The sequence below is a fragment of the Ideonella alba genome, from assembly GCF_018069875.1.
In the GTDB taxonomy this organism is placed as follows: domain Bacteria; phylum Pseudomonadota; class Gammaproteobacteria; order Burkholderiales; family Burkholderiaceae_C; genus Ideonella; species Ideonella alba.
In genome coordinates this window covers 54,101-74,823 of sequence record NZ_JAGQDF010000017.1, presented here as the reverse complement: position 1 = coordinate 74,823, position 20,723 = coordinate 54,101, and the positions used below count along the sequence as shown (strand labels likewise).

14 protein-coding genes and 3 pseudogenes are annotated in these 20,723 nt (G+C 65.4%); 3 read left to right on the top strand and 14 right to left on the bottom strand.

The genetic code is table 11. From position 1 onward, the window contains the following. The first annotated feature begins 139 nt into the window (after nucleotides 1–139). Nucleotides 140–2,122, top strand: coding sequence for a ParB/RepB/Spo0J family partition protein (locus KAK07_RS22870; RefSeq protein ID WP_210857234.1), 1,983 nt, complete (start codon nucleotides 140–142; stop codon nucleotides 2,120–2,122). Between the two features lie 363 nt (nucleotides 2,123–2,485). On the opposite strand, the gene KAK07_RS22865 is transcribed toward KAK07_RS22870, so the two are convergent. From KAK07_RS22865 to KAK07_RS22855, 3 genes are all read right to left on the bottom strand, one after another. After that, nucleotides 2,486–2,716 carry a helix-turn-helix transcriptional regulator gene (locus KAK07_RS22865; protein ID WP_210857233.1) on the bottom strand — a complete coding sequence of 77 codons (231 nt, stop codon included), beginning with the start codon at nucleotides 2,714–2,716 and terminating at the stop codon, nucleotides 2,486–2,488. A gap of 508 nt (nucleotides 2,717–3,224) precedes the next feature. Beyond that, nucleotides 3,225–3,557 carry a hypothetical protein gene (locus KAK07_RS22860; protein ID WP_210803055.1) on the bottom strand — a complete coding sequence of 111 codons (333 nt, stop codon included), beginning with the start codon at nucleotides 3,555–3,557 and terminating at the stop codon, nucleotides 3,225–3,227. Nucleotides 3,558–3,620: 63 nt separating this feature from the next. Then, nucleotides 3,621–4,583, bottom strand: a complete 963-nt coding sequence (locus KAK07_RS22855; RefSeq protein WP_210803056.1) for an IS5 family transposase — start codon at nucleotides 4,581–4,583, stop codon at nucleotides 3,621–3,623. Nucleotides 4,584–4,854: 271 nt separating this feature from the next. Here KAK07_RS22855 and KAK07_RS22850 point away from each other — a divergent pair, with 271 nt between their 5' ends. After that, nucleotides 4,855–5,565 (top strand): hypothetical protein, encoded by a 711-nt coding sequence (locus tag KAK07_RS22850; RefSeq protein WP_210803057.1) that lies wholly within the window; start codon nucleotides 4,855–4,857, stop codon nucleotides 5,563–5,565. A gap of 383 nt (nucleotides 5,566–5,948) precedes the next feature. On the opposite strand, the pseudogene KAK07_RS22845 reads toward KAK07_RS22850, so the two are convergent. From KAK07_RS22845 to KAK07_RS22795, 11 genes and pseudogenes are all read right to left on the bottom strand, one after another. Next, nucleotides 5,949–6,173 (bottom strand): annotated as a pseudogene (locus tag KAK07_RS22845) (IS5/IS1182 family transposase); the annotation flags it as partial. Between the two features lie 37 nt (nucleotides 6,174–6,210). Next, nucleotides 6,211–7,011: an IS21-like element helper ATPase IstB gene (istB, locus tag KAK07_RS22840; protein WP_210803156.1), complete on the bottom strand. Its 801-nt coding sequence runs from the start codon at nucleotides 7,009–7,011 to the stop codon at nucleotides 6,211–6,213. A 53-nt stretch (nucleotides 7,012–7,064) separates the two neighbouring features. After that, nucleotides 7,065–8,504, bottom strand: coding sequence for an IS21 family transposase (gene istA / locus KAK07_RS22835; RefSeq protein WP_210803058.1), 1,440 nt, complete (start codon nucleotides 8,502–8,504; stop codon nucleotides 7,065–7,067). A 52-nt stretch (nucleotides 8,505–8,556) separates the two neighbouring features. Then, a pseudogene (locus KAK07_RS22830) lies at nucleotides 8,557–8,778 on the bottom strand (IS5/IS1182 family transposase); the annotation flags it as partial. A gap of 442 nt (nucleotides 8,779–9,220) precedes the next feature. Continuing rightward, on the bottom strand, nucleotides 9,221–10,522 hold the full coding sequence (locus KAK07_RS22825; protein ID WP_310740765.1) for an IS4 family transposase: 1,302 nt from the start codon (nucleotides 10,520–10,522) through the stop codon (nucleotides 9,221–9,223). Nucleotides 10,523–10,669: 147 nt separating this feature from the next. After that, nucleotides 10,670–11,023, bottom strand: a pseudogene (locus KAK07_RS22820) (cytochrome-c peroxidase); the annotation flags it as partial. Nucleotides 11,024–11,101: 78 nt separating this feature from the next. Then, nucleotides 11,102–12,541: a glycoside hydrolase family 18 protein gene (locus tag KAK07_RS22815; protein ID WP_210803061.1), complete on the bottom strand. Its 1,440-nt coding sequence runs from the start codon at nucleotides 12,539–12,541 to the stop codon at nucleotides 11,102–11,104. A gap of 9 nt (nucleotides 12,542–12,550) precedes the next feature. Next, the gene (locus tag KAK07_RS22810; protein WP_210803062.1) at nucleotides 12,551–13,414 is read right to left on the bottom strand and encodes a glycoside hydrolase family 16 protein; all 864 of its coding nucleotides are present in this window, start codon (nucleotides 13,412–13,414) and stop codon (nucleotides 12,551–12,553) included. Continuing rightward, a complete protein-coding gene (locus tag KAK07_RS22805) occupies nucleotides 13,411–14,673 on the bottom strand; it encodes an MFS transporter (RefSeq protein WP_210803063.1) in 1,263 nt (420 codons plus the stop codon). The genes KAK07_RS22810 and KAK07_RS22805 overlap by 4 nt, the downstream gene beginning before the upstream one ends. Beyond that, nucleotides 14,670–16,178: a beta-N-acetylhexosaminidase gene (gene nagZ, locus KAK07_RS22800; protein WP_210803064.1), complete on the bottom strand. Its 1,509-nt coding sequence runs from the start codon at nucleotides 16,176–16,178 to the stop codon at nucleotides 14,670–14,672. The genes KAK07_RS22805 and nagZ overlap by 4 nt, the downstream gene beginning before the upstream one ends. Further along, a complete protein-coding gene (locus KAK07_RS22795; RefSeq protein WP_210803157.1) occupies nucleotides 16,175–17,185 on the bottom strand; it encodes an SIS domain-containing protein in 1,011 nt (336 codons plus the stop codon). The genes nagZ and KAK07_RS22795 overlap by 4 nt, the downstream gene beginning before the upstream one ends. A 586-nt stretch (nucleotides 17,186–17,771) precedes the next feature. Here KAK07_RS22795 and KAK07_RS22790 point away from each other — a divergent pair. Next, nucleotides 17,772–20,597 (top strand): TonB-dependent receptor, encoded by a 2,826-nt coding sequence (locus KAK07_RS22790; RefSeq protein WP_210803158.1) that lies wholly within the window; start codon nucleotides 17,772–17,774, stop codon nucleotides 20,595–20,597. Nucleotides 20,598–20,723 lie beyond the last annotated feature (126 nt).

The following is a 20,723-nucleotide window of genomic DNA, read 5'->3' as shown; positions in this document are numbered from 1 at the left end:
GGTTACGGGCTGTTTCGTAGAGGTCGAGGAGACGCAGGAGATCCAGATGGTGCCGCCACGGCGGACGGTGCCATGCGGATGTGCCGCCTTGCGGCGGGAGAGTCGCCGGGAATCGTTTCAACCATGGATGGAGATCGTCATGAAGCTCAAGAAGGAATGGCTGTTGATCAAGGTCGAGGACCTGGTTCCCTCGCCGTACAACGTGCGTCGGCACTCGGCCGGCCAGGTCGAGGAGCTGGCGGCGTTGATCGCCTCACAGGGGCTGTTGCAGAACCTGGTCGTCACGCCCCAGCAGGTCGGACGAGGCAAGCGGCGGCAGTGCAAGTTCGGCGTGGTGGCCGGTGAGCGGCGTCGGCGTGCGCTGGTGCTGCTGCAGGCGCGTGGTGTCCTGTCCGCCGGGCACGAGGTGCTGTGCGAGTGCGTTGGCGCCGAGCATGCGCAGGAGATCAGCCTGGCCGAAAACAGGGGGCGGGAGCCCATGCACCCGGCCGATGAGTTCGAGGCCTTCCAGGCGCTGGTGGCGCAGGGCCGTGGCGTCGAGGACGTGGCGGCGCGCTTCGGGGTCTCGCCGATGGTGGTGCAGCGCCGGCTGAAGCTGGCGGCGCTCTCGCCCCGGCTGTTGGCGCTGTACCGGGAAGACGGCATCAACCTGGACCAGTTGATGGCCCTGTGCCTGAGCGGCGAGCATGCCGCCCAGGAGCGCGCCTGGTTCGAGGCCCAGCCTTGGGAGCGGACGCCGGCCGCGCTGCGCAAGCGGCTGACGGTGGGCGAGGTGCTGGCGCACCAGAGTGCCTTGGCGCGCTTCGTTGGCCTCGACGCCTACGAGGCTGCAGGTGGCGCAGTACGACGGGATCTGTTCGACAGCGACAACAGTTGCTGGATCTGTGACCAGGATCTGCTGCGGCGCCTGGCCAGCGATAAGCTGGACGCCCAGGCGCAGGCCCTGCGCGGCGAGGGCTGGGCCTGGGTGGAGGCTCGCATTGAGCTGGATCCAGCCGCGTTGCGGAGCTTCTCGCGCTGCGAGCCGAGCGTGAGAGCGCCCAGCGCCGATGAGAAGCGGGCCCTGGCCGAGCTGGATCAGCGCGCAGCCGAACTGAACGCCGAGCAGCAGATGCTGGACGACCAGGACACCTGGACACCGGCCGACGGCGAGCGCATCGAATTGGAGCAGCAGGACATCGAGGTCCGGCGCAAGGCCATCCAGGTGGCCCGCCAGGCCTGGCGCGACGAGGACAAGGCCCGCTCCGGGGTGATCGTCACCGTCGGGCGGGATGGGGCTGCTGAGTTGGTCCGGGGCCTGGTCCGAGCCGAGGATCGCAAGGCGGGCAAGTCTGCCGGTGGCGGCCAGGCAAGGGGGCGGCAAGCGGTCGAGGCTGGCAAGGGCGGCGCGGAGGAGGGTGGTGATACTGGCGTCGAGACTGGATCTTCCGATTTCGGCACACCCACGCCCGCCACCTACAGCGACACGCTGCTTCGCAGGCTGGCGGCACATCGCACCGCTGCGCTGCAGGCAGTGCTGGCCCGCGATGCCAAGACGCCCCTGGTGGCCCTGACCCATGCGCTGGCCGTGCAGGTGTTCGAGCGCGTCGGCCTGCAGGCGCGCTCGGCGTTGCAGATCTCGGCGCGGCCGCCGAGGCATGAGCTGCTTCGCGCCGCCGACGACCTGCCGTCCAGCCGGGCCTGGGCTGAGCTGGAGAAGCGCAGAGCCGGGTGGCTGCAGCGCCTGCCCCAGGCGGAAGGCGACTGGCTGCAGCAGCTGGCGGACCTGCCTGAGCCAGATCTTCTCGATTTGCTGGGCTTGTGCGCAGCCAGCCTGGCGCTGGTGCCCACAGGCTTGGCCGGCGCCGCCCATGGGCTGGAGCACCTGGCCGGACTGGACATGCGGCAATGGTGGGAGCCCACACCCGAGGCCTTCCTGAACCATGTCTCGAAAGCGCAGATCGCGCAGGCGATGCGGGAAGGGGAGCAGTCGGGGGCAGGGAACGGGGAGGGCGATGGCAGCACGGTGGCGGCTTCATCGGTCGCAGGCACGAACATGAAGAAGGGCGAACTGGCCAGCCTGGCAGCGAGCAGGCTGGTCGGCAAGGGCTGGCTGCCGCAGCCATTGAAGGCGGCAGCCTGAGGCGAGCTTGAGCACAAAGGCAGGCGGGGCGACCCGTCTGCCTGTACGGGAGTCGAGTGATGATGTGGATGATCTTTGCGCGAGCCCCGAGGCCGGATGCTCGGGTGTGGCCGGGTCGGCGCTTGCTGGCGCTCGTCGACGCCGTAGCTTGGCCGACAGTGCTGGCCAGCGGACTACTCGGCGTTGCCTTGCCTTTGGGTGTGGTGGGCCAATGTGCCTTGGCCTGCTGCGGTGTCGCTGCGGTCCGGCGCGCCATCCGTGCCGTCGCCGCCAACCACCGCTACCACTTCACCACCTGGCTCTGGGGACGCTGGCTGGGGTTCGGACTGCTGTTCGGCGGCGCCTTGAAGGCGGTTGCGGTCCTCAGTGGGTAGCGGCGGGCCGGGCGTCGCTCCACTGGTACACATCGGACCTGCGCCAGGCAACGGCCCGGTTGGCAATGCGCACCGGGCATGGGAAGCGCTGCTGAGCCACCAGCCGGTAGATGGTCGAGCGGCCCAGGCCGGTCATCTTCATGACGGCTGGCAGGCGCAGCAGCAGCGTGGGCGAGTCGTCGGTGTTGCTGCTGGGGGTGGCGGGCGGGGTGGCTGGCATCGGGATCCCCTGGGGAGGTCGATAGACGAACTCTAGGGGGCGATCGGCCGTGGCGCGCTGCTTGATTTGCTCGTGAATCTCGCGAAGGGAAAGCAGGACAGACCGGCGCGCCGCCGAGGTCAGGGCGCGCCCCATAGCGAATCCAGGCTGCTGATCACGCCGAGCGGACCTACCTCTGAGACGCGCGGGCGCTCCGCTCAAGGCGATCCTTGCGGCGGTGGGAAATCGGCAAATCAGGCTACAGATTTTGCGCGTTATCTGTAGCTATAGAGCGCTGAGATGGGCCTCAGGACACCAGGGGCGACCTGCTGAACCGCCCAAAGGCGCAGGACATCGCGAGGCGAAGGCCGAGCATGACCAAACAGACGGTGGAGCGTTCCACCCTGGACGGTGTGTCCACTGCTAGACGAGCACCGCCTCCTGATACGGCAACTGGGCCAAATACCTCCAGCGGAGTCCGAAGCCAGTTGCCATCGGCAACGCGCTGGTCTAGCAGTGACCCTATGACTCAAACTAACAGGCCGCCGCAGAAACCGGGGCGATTCATCCAGGCATCGCGATAGCGAACGCGCCGGAAGAAGAGATCCTGCCAGTCCCAATCCACACGCCGCCCGCGCTTGGCCAGCTGTTCGAACTCAATGGCGACGCGCTTGGCGCTCGACGGCGTGACCAGGCGCACCTGCAAGTCCCTGCGGTCAAGTTCGTCGGCCAGCCATGAGTTGACGGCATCGAGCGCAGCCGCAAAGTCCTCGCTAAGGAAGGTCTGCACAAAGCCCGCCCGAGCATGGCAATGCGCTGAACCGATAGGAATGTGATGCCGCCGGCCGCTGATTCGCATCATTCGACCGCCTCGGGGCTGCGGAATCGGCCGTCGCGGTGCCCATCTGCCAGGCTGCGGACGCACTCATGCCATCGCCCCGATGAGTTTGCGCCGCACCAGCCACAGGTTGGCCAGCGCAAACAGTGTGTGCAACTGCGCCGTGTTCTTGGCCAAGCCTCGGTAGCGGACCTTGGCATGCCCGAACTGGCGTTTGACCACCCGGAACGGGTGTTCCACCCGAGCCCGGATGCCAGCCTTGACCCGCTCCAGCTGATCGACCAGACGATCCATCGGATCGCTGAGGTCCAGTGTCCTGCGAAGGCCCGGGCGCATGGCGATGTGCCAGGTCACGTCGCCGCGGGCATCGGGCCGTTTGCCAGCGCCTTGGTAGCCCGCATCTGCGAAGACTTCTCGGTCACTTTCACGCACCAGGCTGTTGGCCTCGATCACATCGTTGACCGCGCCGCTGGTGCCCTTGACGGTGTGGACCGGACCCGACTCGATGTCCACGCCGATGTGGCACTTCATGCCGAAGTACCACTGTTGGCCCTTGCGGCTTTGCTTCATCTCCGGGTCGCGCTCACCGCTGCTGTTCTTGGTCGAGCTGGGTGCAGCGATCAAGGTGGCGTCCACCACCGTGCCGCTCTTGAGCATCACGCCCTTGGCGCTGAGCAAGTCGTTGACGGTCTGCAGGATTTGAGCGGCCAGTTTGTGCTTCTCCAGCACATGACGGAATCGCAGGATCGTGCTCTCGTCGGGCAGCCGCTCGTCCCAGCCTTCCAGGCCCGCGAATTGACGAAACACCGGCATGTCATGAAGCGCCTCTTCCATCGCCGGGTCGCTCAGCGCAAACCACTGCTGCATGAAGTGAATGCGCAGCATGGTCTCGGGCGAGAACGGCGGGCGGCCTCGCTTGCCTTCAGGCAAGAACGGCGACACCAGCGCCACCAGGTCAGCCCAGGGAACGACCTTCTCCATCTCGTCCAGGAACTCCCGGCGCCGCGTTCGCTTGGCCGTCTGTCCCAAGCCCAGGCTGTGCTGCTTCATGAGTCGTATCGTCTCAGCGCTTCAGGCCGATGCCAAGCCTGGCGTGGGGCGATTTGTGCAGACCTTCCCTAATGGCAGCCGCTTGGCTGGGCTGTTCGTGCGCCGGGGGGGGATATCATTCACTGGCCAACCACGGAGCTGGCGGCGAAGGTGCGAAGTGCTCAGGTCGAGCACGTTGATTGCCACAGTGCGGCAAATGCCCCTATTATCAGGGGGTAGCCCGGAAGGCAGTACGTATCCGGATCGAATCAGCCAAACCACAGGGATTCACATGCGTACTGCGACGATTCTGCGCGCGAGCGCAGCTTTGATTGTCTCGACGATGCTCGGCACGGCAATGGCCGGCGACATCCGCAAGACGCCGCTGCCAGATCCGGCCACGTCGATCAAACAGTTCGGCTACTCGGCGACCCAGAACTCAAGCCTGCTTAACTCAGCGAGCTCACTTTGGGCGCAGGTTCCGCCGGCCTCATGGACCGCGAACACCTACACGCTGCGCAGCAAGATGGCGCTGGCGCTGGGTTCCACCGGAGTCGACACGGCCTTGGCCAACGTGATAATCAATGTTTGCAAGGTCTACGCGCGTGATCCGCAGCATTGCGTGATCTACACAACGGCAGTGGCCTGTGCGGAGAGCTCATGCGGCGACCCGTCGCTGGCGCCCGCGATCCAGAACAACATCTTCGGTCTGCACAGCGGACAGATGTCCTATTCGTCTCGGACCGAGGCGGTGAAGTACTGGATCACCAAGGGCTACAACAGCACTTGGTACACCGCCAACGAAGGCTACTTCTATGGCTACTGCGCGCAGACCTACTTCTGCGCGCGTGGCGTGGATTACAGCACCTACTTCTTCTACAGCAACGTCGTGAACATGCCACCGACCTCGCACTACTGCATGAGCGAGGCTGGGTCGAATATCAGCGGATACTGCCCCAAGGGCTACAACAACTCGTCACTCGCGTACTACCGTGTGAGGTGATCTGTATTGAGCCAGTAGAACCTGCATAGGTCAGGCCTCAAATGCGAAGGCCTCAGCGGAGGTCTTCATGTTCAGCGCCTGGTGCGGGCGCCGGTGGTCGTAGAAGTGAATCCAGCCGCCGCGGTGCTGGTGCCTGACAACACCCGCCACTTCGAGCGCGTGGCCGGTTTACGGCTCGAGAATTGGGTGCGCACCGGGCTACGCTGACCAGATCACGCATCTCCATGCCGCCTGGGATAGGCCTCGTTCCAGTCTGACCAACTCTCGCACCCAGGCCGGGGCGCTTCGTAGCGGCGCACCCATCCCCGTCACCGTCAGAGTTGAACGACGTTATGCCTGCCCCCGTCATTCGCTGTCCGCATAAAGAGTCGGACCTGCAAAACTCATTTCCCATCCCCACCGGCAAGTGCTGGGGACATCGAATGGGCTGTGACGAGCGATGCTGACAGGATCGAAGTTAGCCAGGACGCGAGGATGCAGGCCGCATAAAGGCCCGGGCGGACGACTGCCCGCAGCAACCAGCGGATGTTGAAGCCAGCGGCGCACAGCATGGCGTGCAGCGCGTCGCCCTCGCTGCCCTTGAGCCAGCAGCGGTCCATGCGGTGATCTGTCAAGGGTCGCCGAAAACTCCCCACCTGTGGTCGTTCAAATTTCCCCACCCGGTTGGGATGAGTTGTCGTCGTGCGGGCGGACCAGACCGGCCTTGAGCTTGTCCTTCAGCCGGTAGGAATTGCCGCGGATGTTCATCGTCACGGCGTGGTGCAGCAGCCGGTCGAGGATGGCGGTGGCGATGACGCGGTCGCCGAATACTTCGCCCCAGGCGCCGAAGCTCTGGTTGCTGGTGAGGATCATTGGGCCGCGCTCATAGCGTCGGCTGATGAGCTGGAAGAACAGATTGGCGCCGACGCGGTCGATGGGCAGGTAGCCGATCTCGTCGATCACCAGCAGGCGCGGTGCGGTGTACAACTTGATCTTATCCTCCAGGCGTCCTTCGCCATGGGCCTTGGTCAGCTTCTCGATCAGGCTGGCGGCCGTGGTGAACAGCACGCGGTAGCCGGCTTCGATGGCCTTGAGGGCCAGGCTCACCGCCAGATGCGTTTTGCCCACGCCCGGCGGGCCCAGCACGATGACGTTGTCGCCATGCTCGATGAAGTGGCAGCTGGCCAGTTGCTGCACGAGCTTGCCGTCGATCGAGGGCTGGTATGAGAAGTCGAAGGTCTCCAGCGGCTTGACGAAGGGGAAGCGCGCCATGGCTGTGCGCATGGCGATGTTCTTGCTGGCCTTGGCCGCGACCTCCTCACCCAGTACCTGTTCGAGGAACTCCGCGTAGGGCAGGTCCTGGGCGGCGGCCTCCTGCAACAGGGCCTCGAGCCGCTCGCTGCTCTTGAGCAGCCGCAGCTTGCGCAGGTGCTCGCCCAGGCGTTCGAGCTGGGCGGGGGTGGTCATGGCCGCGGCGGCGGCGTTGGCGGCCGACGAGGCCGTCTTGACGGAGCTTCGGGTCATACGATGGCCTCCTCGGGAGTCGGCGAGCCGACTCGGTCGTAGATGGCCAGGTCGCGGACCTCGACGGTGCCGGCCGAATCGGCCGTGACCGTCGGAGGCGGCGCACTCGACGAAGAGAAGCGCTGCCGGGTGTTGCGCATGGCTGCGCCGGGGCCGTGCTCAGGCTTGACGCTGAGCTGCCCGCGTCCGGCCTGCACCGCGTGCTCGGCCACCACGGTGCCGCGGTGGCGTATCACCCACAGGCCGCCTTGGCGAACCACCTGCACGGTCTTACCGATCAGTGCGAAGGGGACGGAATAGCGGTTGCCCTCGATGGCCACCAGCCAATCGTCGGCCACGACGCGATCGCGCACCATCGCCTGCAGGAAGCTCGGGTGGCTGGCGGTGGGTGCCAGCGCGGGCGCCTCGTGGGCAAAGCGGTCGATGGGCCGCTGGTGCGTCGTGCCGTGCGTGCGCAGGTCGGCGACGCCGAGCTGCCAGGCCGCGAGCTGCGCGTTGAAGTCTTCCAGGTCATGGAACACGCGACCGGGCACGAAGTTGCGCTTGACGTACTTCACGCCCGACTCGACCTTGCCCTTGGTCTGGGCCCGATAGGGCTGGCACAGCCTCGGGGTGAAGCCCCAGTGGCTGGCGAAGCTCGCGAAGGTGGCGTTCAGCTTGGGCTTGCCCTTGGTCGTGCCGAGCACCACGGTGCGCATGCGGTCGTACAGCAGAAACTCGCAGCGCCCGCCGAAGTGCGCGAATGCCGCCTCGTGCGCGGCCAGCAGGTCGGGCATGCGCTCGCCCAGGAAGCCCATCGCGAAGCCGCGCCGGCTGTAGCCCAGTGTCATCACGAAGATGTGGACGGCGGTTGGCACCTCGCCCAGGGACACCGTGATCTGGCCCCAGTCGCATTGGGCCTGTTCGCCCGGGCCGGTCTCGAAGCGACGTTGGGTCAACGCGGCCACCGATGCTTGCAGGCGCAGCGGCGCCACGGCCCGGCGCACGATGACGTAGCTGCCCTGAAAGCCGCGCTGCGCGCGCAACTCCTGCCACAGGATGCGCGCTGAGTAGTTCACCTGCGGGGCCCGCTCGGTGATCCACGCCCGGTGTTCGTCCAGCAGACTGCTCTCGGCCGTGCGCTGATAGGGCTTCCACGACGTCTGGCGCAGGCAGTTGCGCACCGTCTTGCGATCGACATCCAGACCACGCGCGATGGCCGAGATGCTCTCGCCCAGCGCGTGGCGCGCATGAACCGCTTCCCATTGCTGTTGACCAAGCACAGGCGCCTCCATGTCCTCCGAGGACATGGGCACCGTAGCCGACGCGATGCACAGGGCCCTCGGGCCCTGTGCATCGCAACCTTGCTCGGACATCGCTGTCGGCAGATCTTCCACTTCTTCCACTTCCATCGTTCGCTCCTTGGCGGTGATGGGTGGGGAAAATTCGACGACCATCAGTGGGGATTATTGGAAGACCACTGACAGTGATCGGCCTTCAGGTGCCCGATGGCCGGCCGCGGTTGCTGACCCCAGAGCCCGCCACCTGAAGGGTCGGGCCGAACAGGTCCGCTCCCTCGACCTGCCGGCCAGCGCGATCCTTGTGCGCAAGGGCCGGCGCCAGCGCCTTCTCGATCTCATCCCAGGGCATTCGCGTGGCCAGCACCGCCAGCGGATGGCACAGGTCGATCATCTGATCCAGGCGGGCGCGGAAGAAATCGTCGGTGCTCATCGGCGGTCAAGAACTCCCGGAAACTGCGCTCCATTGAATCGCTTCCTGGGAGTTCTCGCCATCGGCATTCACCCCGCAGAGTAAGTGTTCATGCGGGTTGTGGGCGTTTTGCAGCGGCGACGAGATAGTGTGAATTACACCGCCACTTCCCGGATACCCTTCGGTCGCAGAAAACCACGCCATTCGCTTGTGCAGTGCTGCTTGGTTTCAAGGAACGGTCCCTTGGTGCCTTTTTTCAGGCGTTTCGTCGCATTGACGCCTTGCTGGTGTGCCAAGACGGAGACTCCGGCACGCTCAGGGAAACCACTCACTCATGGCATCCCGCCGCAGTCGGCAAAGGAATTCGTTCCAGTCGGCTCTGTTCACCCGTCGCGACCTCACGGCGCGGCGGGTTTTTTTCGAGGCAGGTCAATTCCCTTCGAGCTTTGAAACTGACTCGGCTTCAGCCTGAGCCCGAACCGCTTGGAGACTTCCGATAAGCCCTTGGGGCGCATCTGGGAGACAATGCTGCGAACTTAAGCCCGATCACCCCTTGAAGGCAAAGCGCGGATGAGTCTTGCGATGGTGCTCGGGACGTGGACAGGATCGCCCCGGGGCGATAGCGCTGGGCGTGCTGCACGAGCATGTTGAAGACGTTGCCGATGGCGCCGAGCACATCACCGACGGCCAGCAGGATGCGCGGCAATGCACGCTGCAAGAGTTGGGCGGCATAGCGGGCGTTGGCGTGTGGCGCGCAGACGCGGTCGTGCGGCAGCGCCGACTCGCTGGCTTTGGTCAGCAATGCGGCGATGTTGTCGGCCAGCACCTTGGAGGCGACGTCGATGAGCAAGGCGTGCTGGCTCAGGCCGCTGACCGACTCGAGGTGCAGGTTGTGCTTCAGGCGCTTGAACGCTTCCTCGATGCGCCAGCGCTGGTGGTAAAGCGCGCCGAAGTCGCCGGCCGGGGCCTGCTGGGCATCCAGGTTGGTCGCCAGCACGCGCACGGCGCCATTGGGCGCGACCTGGCGCACCAGACGCACGCGGGGTGCACTGCGCTGGCAGCCCCAATCGGCAGCGTCCTGTGCCGAAGGCCTGTTGAGGGTGACCGTGGCCTCGGTCTGCCCGCTGCGGATGAACGTGCGCACGGCCGGCCAGCCGCTGGCCATATCGCAGCGCATGACGAAGCCGATGCCGCGCTCGATCAGCGATTGCACCAGCCAGGCGGCGGGGTAGCCACGGTCGAGCAGCAGCACGTCGTCCTGGTTCAGGCGATGCAGCGCCTCCATCAGCATGGCCCGCTCGGACTCGGCCGCGCTGTGCACGGCAGCATGCAGCGTGAGGTCCGCGCCGGGCAGGTACAGGGCAAACAGCCGCTGATCACGCGTGGCCAGACCCACGGTGCGAGGGCAGCGCCGCGTGGCCGGCATCAGCACCGAGGCATCGGCGGCGACCAGGCGACGGCCGCGCCAGCGCGGAATCAGGCCGAGCCGCTCGGCGTCGACGAGCAGTTGATCGTTGAGGTCCTGCAGGGCCGGCAGGTGCAACCGACCGCGAGCCCGCGCCAGCGCACGATCGCTGGCCCCTCGGACGAGATCGCCGCTGCCGCCCAAGCAGGTGAAGAAGGTGTCCAGCGAGGTCTGCTGGGAACTGCATCGCTGGCTCAGCAGGCACGCTACCAGCGTGGGCAGCGGCAACTTGCGGCGTCGGGTGAACGCGTTCGGGTTGCTCGGATGGCGCGCGCGTTGCGCGAAGGTCGCCGACGTGATGGTCTCGGACAGGTTCAGCAGAATTTGCTGTACGGAATCACAGTATTGAGGTCGGCATGGGCAGCGACCTTGTCAAGAGAGAAAACATTAATAAAATCAAGCACTTGCGATTCTGATTCTAGCTCAACTGGGTTAAGTTCGCAGCATTGGGTTGGCGATGGGGCCACCGGCCTGGGCTTTCAGGTCTGATGCACGGCCATCCCAGAACTGGGCCAGGTTCAGGCTGGAATTAAGCACCGTTGGCGCGTTGATCGGGCCCTGTTGCCACTTATCGCCGATGCTGGTCTTGATGTTGTCGGTACCACCCATGCTGAGGTTGTGGCACGAGTTGCAAGAAATGAATCCCGACTTGGACAGCCGCGGATCGAAATACAGCTTCTTGCCCAATTCCACCTGGCCCAAATTCACCTGCTGGGGAGGCACGATGGGCTGGATGGGCTCCTGGTTTTGGGCTACCACTGCACCGGCCGTGGCCAGGGCCAATGAAGCCGCAAGAGCCATTGGCAAGAGACGGGAACGTATGAAAACTCCTCAAGCCGTCCCTGCCTGTGCGGGTAAGGGTCGGGATCGGCAAAGCCGTCAAGGCGCCTGTCGGCTTTCCGGGGCCAGCAGGCGGTGGCCGCTGCCACGATTCATGGCATTGAGCAAATCGCCGTTGTCCTGGCTCAACTCCCAGGCGAACACGCCGGCCAGTCCGACTTCGCGGGCATAGCGTGCCTTTTCGGCCACGGCGCGGGGATCGTCGTACCCGATCCAGCGTTGGTGCGCGGAGTCGTACAGGCTCCACGCCTGTTGCGCATGACTGAATCGGGTCTCGAACCCACCCCTGCCCCTGCCCTGCCGGTCCAGGTACTGTCGCGCGAGGTCGCGGTAAAAGATGGCGCCGTCCTCGCGGATCGGAAACACGCCGCTGCGGTCAGCCCCTGGGCGCGGGTCTTTCACGCCTGAGAAGCCGCGGCCGTAAAAGGCCACCCCGGCCACCAGCTTGGACAGCGGTACGCCATGACGACGCATGTGCGCCACCGACTGCGCCAGGCTGTCGTCGGCACCGGCCCAGCTGCTGAACAGCGGCGCATGGTGGCCCGCCTTCTCGGTCCATGGGCCATGGTAGTCGTAGGTCATCAGGAAGACCAGATCCAGCGGCGGAGCCGCAAGGCTCCAGTCGATACGGTCCAGCACAGCGGCGGTGGCGTTGACGGCAACCGTCAACCCGTAGCGTCGACCGGTTTCCCGGCCGAGCGCATCCAGCCCCGCACGCAAGTCCTGCATCAGTAACGCATAGTGGCGCCCATCCTCGGGATGACCCAGTTGCACGCCATTGGCTGCGCCGTTGCCGCCTGGATGCTCCCAGTCGATGTCGATGCCGTCAAAGCCGGGGTGTTCACGCAAAAAGCGCTGCATGGCCAGCACCACCGCCTGACGCCCTTCCGCGGTGCTGGCGGCGTGGAACAGCGGGTCAGAACCGCCCCATCCGCCCACCGAAGCCAACACCTGCACGCGCGGATCGCGGCGCTTCAAGCGCTGGAAGGCCTCGTCGAAGATGCGATGCTGGGGGTGCGGTACTACGTCGAAGGCCGGCCGGCCCTGGCAGGCCTGCGCATCACGCGCCACCTGACCGGGGCCGCACAGATGCAGAAAGGCGTACAGCACATGGCTGACACTGCCCAGTGGCAGCCGATCGACAGCGCTGGCAGGCCGCTCGTTGATCACGTAAACGCCGACCACGGCGTCGCCTTGACGTTGCACCGCACGAGCGCCACCGCCAAACCACGGTGCGTCCAGGAGGCTGTCGGACTTGGGAGTCGCCGGCTGCAAATCGACCGCAGCGGCGGCTTTTTCACCGTCTTCTTGCCCCATAGCTCGGCTATGGGGCGGCGAATCCGGCAAAAAATCCGCTCGCTGGGGCCGATTTTCGCTTTGTGTGCCCCGAGTCAGACAGCCTCCTGGTGCGGCACTGGCGGGTCCCGCCACCAGCGCCAGGAACACGACAGGCAGGACGAGGGCCATGAAGTTGGGCATGGGCTGTTCTCAAAAATCGCAGCGTGCAGGCTGTTCTGGCGGCGGCAGGTTGTCCTGCTGGGCCACGCCCGCGCGGCGCAGTGCCTGCACGCGCTGACGCATCGCCTGCGGTGACGCCGATTGATCGGGCAGATGCAGCACCCAGTCGACATCAAAGCTGTAGTGACGCGGGGCACCCGCGCTCACGGGCAACAGCCCGCTGGGCGAAAACCAGTGGCTGAAGGCCAGCGACATGGCTTGCCGGGGCACCGTGCGCCCTGCATGCCACGCCACCTGTCGGCCGTCAACGAACCATCGGCTGCCTTGCGGCGTGCTTTGCACGGTGAGCTGGGTCCAGCGGTCTCCAAAGCTGCGCTTGACTTCCGTGCTGAGGTTGTGGGCATCCCAGGGCTCCAGGCGCACGGTCTGCCAGGCAATGCCGTACAGCCGAGTTTCGGTTGCGCCCCAACCGCCGTTGGGCAGGTACTCCCAATCCAGCTCGCTGAACAGCGGGTCATAGTCAAAGCGCAGGGGGCTGACCTGGAAAAAGGCCTGGATCACGGCATCACCGTCGGCGCCCGTGTGCGGTTGGTCGCTGAAGCGTATGCGCGCGCTGGTGGTCCCCCACAGCGTCTTCGGTGCGCGGCAAAGCTGTGTCTGGTAGCTGCCTTCTGGCGTGCCGTCGGTGGCCGCATGCAGACGCAACAGGCGGTTGTTCGGCTGCTGAGGGTCGGCAACCAGTTCGATGTGCCCCGCGTCCCAGCGTGCACCGACGATGCCGGGATGACCGATCTTGTCGCGCAGTGTCCAACCGCTTTGCACCAGTGCCTGCCGGTCGGCTTGGCTGAAGTCGTCGAAGAACAAGGCGCCAGCCAGCGCCAGTGTCGCGATCATCCTGCGGCGGGCTCAGGTGCGGGCGCGCCGATACGCCGCCGTACCCACAGCCACAACAACAGCGCAGGCAGACCTGCCACCATGGTCCAGGCAAAGAAGGTGTCGTAGCCCAGCGCCTGCTGGACGTCGCCGCTGATGGTCTTGCTGAAAATGAACCCCAGCTGCATGACGCCGCTGCCCAGCGCATAGTGCGCCGTGCTGAAGCGACCAGGAGCAACCACCTGCATGATGAAAAGAATCATGCCCACAAAGCCAAAGCCGTAGCCTGCCATCTCGATGGCGATGGCTGCAGTGGTGAGCCAGGCATCCGTGGGCAGCGCATGGGCCAACCACCAGAATGTGGCGTTGGGAATCATCATGGCAAGCAGCAGGACAGGCATCGCGCGGCGCAGACCCAGCGCTGCGGTGAAGTAGCCGCTCAGGATGGATCCGACCAGAAAGGCCGCCGTACCGGCCGTGCCGTAGATGCCGCCAACCTGTTCGGTGCTGAGCCCGAGGCCGCCCTGCTCCCGGGGCTCGATCAGGAACAGCGGTCCAATGGTCTGCACCTGACCTTCTGCAAAGCGGAACAGGACGATGAACAGAAAGGCCCAGCCGATGCCAGGCTTCTTCAGGAAGTCCATCAGCACCTCGGCAAAGTTCGCCCACAGCTGCCCACGTGCTGGCGGACTGCCGATGGCGCTGGGCAGCACACGGGCGTTCCAGGCTGCCAAGCCAGCCAGCACCAGCGCCAGCAGCAGAAAAATGGCCGACCAGGCGTTGGCCACGCCATGGCGCTTTTCCAGCCAGCCAGCCAGTACGAGCAGGCCTCCCAGGGTCAGGAACTTGCTGGCATTGAAGAAGGCGCCCTGCCAGCCGGCATAAGCCGCCTGCCGCTTGGCATCCAGCGAGGCCATATACAGGCCGTCACAGGCAATGTCGTGTGTGGCCGAGGCGAAGGCGAGCACAAAAAACACGGCAATGCACAGGACGAACCAGGCCGGAAGCTGCAAGGCCAACGCCACCGCGGCCAGGCCCATGGCGCTGAGAAACTGTGACATCACGACCACGCGCTTCTTGCTGGCCACCAGCTCGATCAGCGGGCTCCACAGCGGCTTGAACGCCCAGGCCAAGCCCATCAGACCTGTCCAGCGCGCGATGTCGGCATTGCCCACGCCGAGGTTCTTGAACATCAGTCCGGCAATGAGCATGACGACAAAGAACTGCAGACCCTGGACGAAGTACAGGCTGGGCACCCAGCGCAGTGCGGACGTGTTCATGACATCTCCAGAGCGCGAATCGGAGGACGGCCGGTGGCGGTCAGGTGGCCGGCAAGCCAGGCACTCAGCGCGCGCAGCGCTGGCGCGTCGTAGCCCCAGGTCAGCACAGTGGGTGCATTCAGGTCAAGGGCCTGAAACGGGTTCCAGAGGGCCAGATGCAGATCGATGGGCCAATCACGCGCGGCTGAAGGGTAGCGCTGGCGCGTGTTGGAGGCCAGCACGTTGCAGCGGTGGTCGCGCGGGATGTCCTGGCCACGCATCGCCACCAGTCTCGGAACGACCAGCCACTCGATGTCCGTACCACGGGGCCACAACGAGGCCAGCTCCTGCGCAGAAGGACCGGCTTCGCTGACACCGTCACTGGCCACTTCTGCCTGGGTGATGACGCGCAGCGGACCGCGCGGTGCCTGCGCAGCGCGCAGGGTGGTCAAGGCACGTTCGGCGGTCAGCTGCATCAGTTGCATGTCGGCGGTCCAGCGCGCGGCATCGACATCGCGCAGCCGTGCCGGAAAGCGCTCGGCCAGGGCATCTATGCGCTGGCTCGCGCGCTGAAGCTGAGCAGGGTCCAGGCGGCCGTCGACCAGGGCATCAGCCACCGCGTCCACGGTGTCTTCCTGCTCTTGCAGGCTGCCTTGCGCCAGCACCATGTCAGCACCCGCTGCCAGTGCGAGCACGGCAGCGCGCGCATGGCCCCAGCGGTCGGCAATGGCGCGCATCATCAAGGCGTCTGTGATGACCACACCCTGGTAGCCGATGCGGTGCCGCAGAAGTTCGGTCAGGAAAAAGCGCGACAGTGTGGCCGGCCGGTCAGCATCGAGTTGGCGGTACACGATGTGGGCGGTCATCAGCGCCGGTGCCTGCTCGTGCAGCGCGTGGAAGGGCCGCAACTCCAGAGCTTCCAGTTCAGCCAGGGTCTTGTCGACCTCTGGCAGCGCATGGTGGGAGTCTTCGTGAGTGTCGCCATGACCGGGGAAGTGCTTGACGCAGCAGGCGACGCCTTCCAGCAGGCTGCCAGCCATCCAGGCTCCGGCCAGCCGTGAAACCTCGTCGGGGTCGTCGGAAAAGCTGCGCTCGCCGATCACCGGATTGGCCGGATTGCTGTTCACGTCCAGCACGGGCGCAAAGTTCCAGTTCACCCCCAACCAGGCCATCGAGCGGGCCGTGGCCGCGCCGACCTGGCGCGCGATGTCGGCGTCGCCCACAGCCCCCAGGGCCATGCCGGCCGGCCCCACGGGCACGAACGTGGCCCGCGAGACGGCGCCTCCTTCCTGGTCCATCGCGACCAGCGCCTTGGTCCCCAGCAGTGCATGCAAGTGCGCCGTCAGCCGCCTTGTACCCGCCAAGCCGTCGAGATTCTTGCGGAACAGGCACACGGCACGCACCGGGCGACGTCGCAACAGTTCGATCTCGGCGGCGTTCAGGGCCGTGCCCTCGATGTCGATCATGACCAGCGATGCCGCCAGTCGCAGTGCATCGCTGCGGTCCATGTGCGCGATAGAGCTCATGCGGTGCGCGTGACCTTGCGCAGGTGCGGCGGACGGTCAGGGTCCATGCCACGTTCGCGGGCGAGTTGTTCGACCATGGGGTAGAAGCTTTGCACCAGGGTGATGGGGTCGAGCAGCTCGTGCGCAGCCATCGCGAGCGGCAGGTCAGCGCCGGGCGTTCCGGGCGGTGCGGCCAGCACAACGGTGGCACCTTGGTCGCGCAGGCGTTGCGCCAGGGCCACCGTGCCGGCCTGCGCTGGCCCACGGGGCGCCAACACCAATGCCGCAAAACCATCGCGCACCAACGCCATCGGGCCGTGTTGAACTTCGGCGCTGGAAAAGGCCTCGGCCGCGATGCCACAGGTCTCTTTGAACTTCAAGGCCGCTTCCTCTGCCACAGCCAGGCAAGGACCGCGGCCGATGACGAACAACTGTGTTGTACCGCGCAGAGCGTCGACCGCACGACTCCAATCCAGGCGGGCGGCAGCCTGCAGGCCATCGGGCAAGGCCTGCAGTGCGCCCAGAAGCGCTTCGTCCTGTTGCCAATGCGCGACCAATCGAGCTGCAGCGACCAATTGCGCGATGTAACTCTTGGTGGCCGCTACCGACAGTTCCGGCCCCGCATGCAGAGGCAGATCAAACTCGGCCGCGGCGGCCAGTGGAGAGTCCGGCTGGTTGACCCAAGCGACGGTGCGAGCGCCCCCGCGCCGCAGGTGTTCCACGGGCGCGATCAGGTCAGGGCTCTGCCCGGACTGCGACAAGGCCAGCGCAAGCACACCCTGACACTGCATCGGGCTGCCGTACAGCGTGACCAGGGACATGGGCATCGACGACACCCACAGGCCCAGACGATGCATCAGCAGGTACGCGAGGTAGTGCGCGGCGTGGTCCGAGCTGCCGCGTGCGATGGTCACGGCCTGAATCGGCGGATGTTCGCGAAGCAGCGCCGCCAGGTGCCTATAGCGCTCGGTGTCACGTGCCAGCTGCACGGCCACGTTGTCTGGCGCCGCGCGGCACTCCTGGGCCATCTGGCTGCGGGTGGCTAGGAGGCTGTCGGACTTGGGAGTCGCCGGCTGCAAATCGGCCGCAGCGGCGGCTTTTTCACCGTCTTCTTGCCCCATAGCGGGGCTATGGGGCGGCGAATCCGGCAAAAAATCCGCTCGCTGGGGCCAATTTTCGCTATCGGCGCCCCAAGTCCGACAGCCTCCTAGGAGGCTGTCGGCCACCGGCGCCTCTTTACTGTCGAAGGCTTGCCGGCACGTCTGCCGGATCGCCTTTGGGAGCGGTTGTTTGCGGGCACGGACGCACGGAAGTGCTGGGTCATGGGCCTGATCGCTGTGATGTAAGGGCGTTGGCCAAGGCCACGCAGCAGAAATACCACTTTAGTACCAGCAATGAAAGTGGTCAAGCCTCGATCTGACCCGTTCGGGCGATGGCAGCCGATCTGTTCGCAGAACCGCTGCAAAACCGAGCCTATCCGGGAAAGTACGAAGGGCAAGTGGTAGTAAAGTGGATTGCACCTGGCTAGACTGCACCGCAAGCGTGCCCCATGCAGGTCTGGCATGCGTGATCGAGCCGCACCCTCGTTGCACCCTTTACACCCAGGAGAGCTCCATGAAGTTCCGCCTTTCGCCGATCACCGCAGCCGTGGCGCTGCTGTCGATGCCGGTGTCCACCCTTGCCCAGACCGCCCCGCCCGCAACGCCCGCCAGCGCGCCGGCTGCCAAAGCCGAGGTGCCGACGCAGACGGTTGAGATCACCGGCATCCGCGCGTCGCTGCAGCAGGCCATCAACGTCAAGCGTCTGGCCGATGCAAACATTGACGTCGTCACCGCCGAGGACATCGGCAAGATGCCCGACAAAAACGTCGCCGACTCACTGTCGCGCATTGCCGGCATCTCCGTGATCACCAGTGCCGCTGCAGGTTCCGGCGGCTTCGACGAGCGCGACCGCGTGGGCTTGCGCGGTACCAACCCCAGCCTCACGCAAACCCTGGTGGACGGCCACGCCATTGCCAACGGTGACTGGTTCGTGCTGGACCAGACCGGTGCCGGTGTGGGCCGCAGCGTGAGCTACACGCTGCTGCCCTCGGAACTGGTGTCGCGCGTGGAAGTGCACAAGAGCGCGGAGGCCTCGCAGATTGAAGGCGGCACGGCGGGGTCGATCAACATCATCACGCGTACGCCGCTGGAATTCCGCAAGAACCTCACGTTTGAAGCCAGCCTTGGCATGGTCTATTCCGATCTGGCGGGTGAGAGCGATCCTCAGGCCAGTGCGCTGCTGAACTTCCGCAACAACGAGCGCACTTTCGGCCTGATGGTGCAGGCCTTCTCGGAAAAGCGCAGCCTGCGTCGCGACGGCGTCGAGACATTGGGCTTCTTCAACCGGCTGGACAGCAGCAACGCGCCCAACCTGGTGGCGGCCCACCCGGAGCTGGCGGGCGTCTACTTGCCCGATCTGATCGGCTCAGCTCTCTTCGAACAGACCCGCGAGCGCAAGGGCGGCCTCGTAAAGGCCCAGTTCCGCCCCACCAAGGACATCGACCTGGTGCTGACAGGCTTCAGCTCCAAACTGGGCGCCGAGAACTACAACCGCAACTACCTGATGGCCGTGCGCCCCGGCCTGATCAACAGTGCGACCCTCTCCAACTACGAGATCACGACCGGCAAGAACGGCGACCGTACGCTGACCGGCGGCACCTTCAACTGGGCCAATGCCAGCACCGCCGGCTACTACGACATGATCTCCCGCGACGCGTCGGCCGAAAGCAGCTTCTTCAACCTCGAAGGCACGTTCAAGCTCAGCAACGCGCTGACGCTCAGCAGCAACATCGGAACCACCAAGGGCAAGGGCAAGACGCTGAGCCAGGACGTGGTGGAACTGGCCATCCGCACCGACCGCGCTGGCTTTGCGATCAACGGCCCGCACTCGGCACCCGCCTTCTCCTTCAACAACCCGAGCATGACGGCGGACTGGATCTTCGGTACGCAGAACGTGGTGGTGCACGACAAGGAAGACTGGGCGCAACTGGATGCCGAGTACAAGCTGGACACGGGCATGCTGCGCAGCCTGAAGTTCGGCGCGCGCAGTGCCACGCACAAGCGCCACACCGACCCCACGGTCAACCAAGGGCCGGGCTGCGCCAGCGGCACCCCATATCGCGTGACGGGCTTCGACTGGAGTCAACCCAGCGCGTGCGCCGTCAATGGCGTCGATGCGCCGCAGAACTCGCCCTTCGCCGCGGCCAGCCTGCCGGCACTTTCAGCGAGCTACCCGTCCAACTTCGGCAGCGGCCTCGGTTCGGGCTTTCCGACCCAGATCGGCTACATCCCCGCCGATGCGCTGGCCGCCTACAACGCCAGCTTCGCCAACCGCGACCCCATCGCGCGCCGCTCGCCATTTGACGGCGGCGAATACAGCGTGAAAGAGTCGACCACGGCAGTCTACGTGCAGGCCAATCTGGAGGGCGATGCCTGGGGCGGCAACGTTGGCGTGCGGCTGGTGCGCACCAAGCAGACCTCGGGCTCGTTCCGCCCCAGCCGCGACGGTGAGACCCCCGACGTCTCATCGCTCTTCGGCAACTTCAATGCCACGTCCGACTCCCGCACCTACACCGACGTGCTGCCCAGTGCCAGCGTGCGCCTGGACATCACCAAAGACGTCGTCGGCCGGATGTCCGTCAGCCGCACGATGACACGGGCCGACTACACGGCGCTTTCGGCCTACACCTCGTTGAACACCAACGGCATGTTCCTGGACAACGCCGCCGTGGGCGGCGGCACGGCCGGCAATCCCGGCTTGAAGCCGGTGCGCTCTACCAACATCGACGCCAATATCTCGTGGTACTTCGCACCACGGGCCTATGCCTCGGTGGGTGCGTTCCACATGGATCTGGCCAGCTACATCACCAACGGCAGCTTCACGGCGACCTACCCCGTGCTGCTGGGCAATACCGGCGGCGGCGGGGATGTGCAACTGGTCGATCGTCAATTTGTCATCACCGGCCTGACGAACAAGAAAGCCACCGTCTCGGGCATGGAGTTCGCGTTCGAGACGCCCATTGGCAACAACTTCGGCGTCGGCGCCAACTACACCCTGTCCAATGGCAGCGACGAGGACGGCAAGCTGCTGCGCGGAAACGTGAAGAACGCCGTCAACCTGACCGGCTACTACGAAAACGACGTGTTCTCGGCGCGCGTCAACTACAACCACATGGACGACATCTTCCTGGGTCTGGACCGCGGAACCGAGTACTTCCAGAAGGGCGTAGGCGTGTTGTCCGCATCCTTGGGCTACAAGTTCAATGCCAACTTCGGGATCACCCTGGACATGCAGAACCTGAACAACCCGACATTGGTCAACTACGCCTCCGATGTTCAGCCGCGCGCCATCTACAAGAACGGCCGCCAGTACTACCTCACGGCGCGTGTGAAGTTCTGATTCACGGCGGTCGCGACTTCGGCAAGGTGTGGCCTGAGACCATCGGTCACCGCGTGCCGGCCCGCGCCGCGTGCAAAGCACATGGGGGAGCGCCGAGGCGCTCCCTTTTTTCATCCTCAAGACATC

Coding starts and splice junctions, on each gene's coding strand:
- KAK07_RS22810 (WP_210803062.1), bottom strand. CDS start 13,414: ATGATCGCGACACTGGCGCTGGCTGGCGCCTTGTTCTTCGACGACTTC.
- KAK07_RS22815 (WP_210803061.1), bottom strand. CDS start 12,541: ATGCCCAACTTCATGGCCCTCGTCCTGCCTGTCGTGTTCCTGGCGCTG.
- KAK07_RS22865 (WP_210857233.1), bottom strand. CDS start 2,716: ATGCCAGCCACCCCGCCCGCCACCCCCAGCAGCAACACCGACGACTCG.
- KAK07_RS22870 (WP_210857234.1), top strand. CDS start 140: ATGAAGCTCAAGAAGGAATGGCTGTTGATCAAGGTCGAGGACCTGGTT.
- KAK07_RS22850 (WP_210803057.1), top strand. CDS start 4,855: ATGCGTACTGCGACGATTCTGCGCGCGAGCGCAGCTTTGATTGTCTCG.
- istA (WP_210803058.1), bottom strand. CDS start 8,504: ATGGTCGTCGAATTTTCCCCACCCATCACCGCCAAGGAGCGAACGATG.
- KAK07_RS22805 (WP_210803063.1), bottom strand. CDS start 14,673: ATGAACACGTCCGCACTGCGCTGGGTGCCCAGCCTGTACTTCGTCCAG.
- KAK07_RS22855 (WP_210803056.1), bottom strand. CDS start 4,583: ATGAAGCAGCACAGCCTGGGCTTGGGACAGACGGCCAAGCGAACGCGG.
- KAK07_RS22790 (WP_210803158.1), top strand. CDS start 17,772: ATGAAGTTCCGCCTTTCGCCGATCACCGCAGCCGTGGCGCTGCTGTCG.
- nagZ (WP_210803064.1), bottom strand. CDS start 16,178: ATGAGCTCTATCGCGCACATGGACCGCAGCGATGCACTGCGACTGGCG.
- KAK07_RS22795 (WP_210803157.1), bottom strand. CDS start 17,185: ATGGCCCAGGAGTGCCGCGCGGCGCCAGACAACGTGGCCGTGCAGCTG.
- KAK07_RS22860 (WP_210803055.1), bottom strand. CDS start 3,557: ATGATGCGAATCAGCGGCCGGCGGCATCACATTCCTATCGGTTCAGCG.
- istB (WP_210803156.1), bottom strand. CDS start 7,011: ATGACCACCCCCGCCCAGCTCGAACGCCTGGGCGAGCACCTGCGCAAG.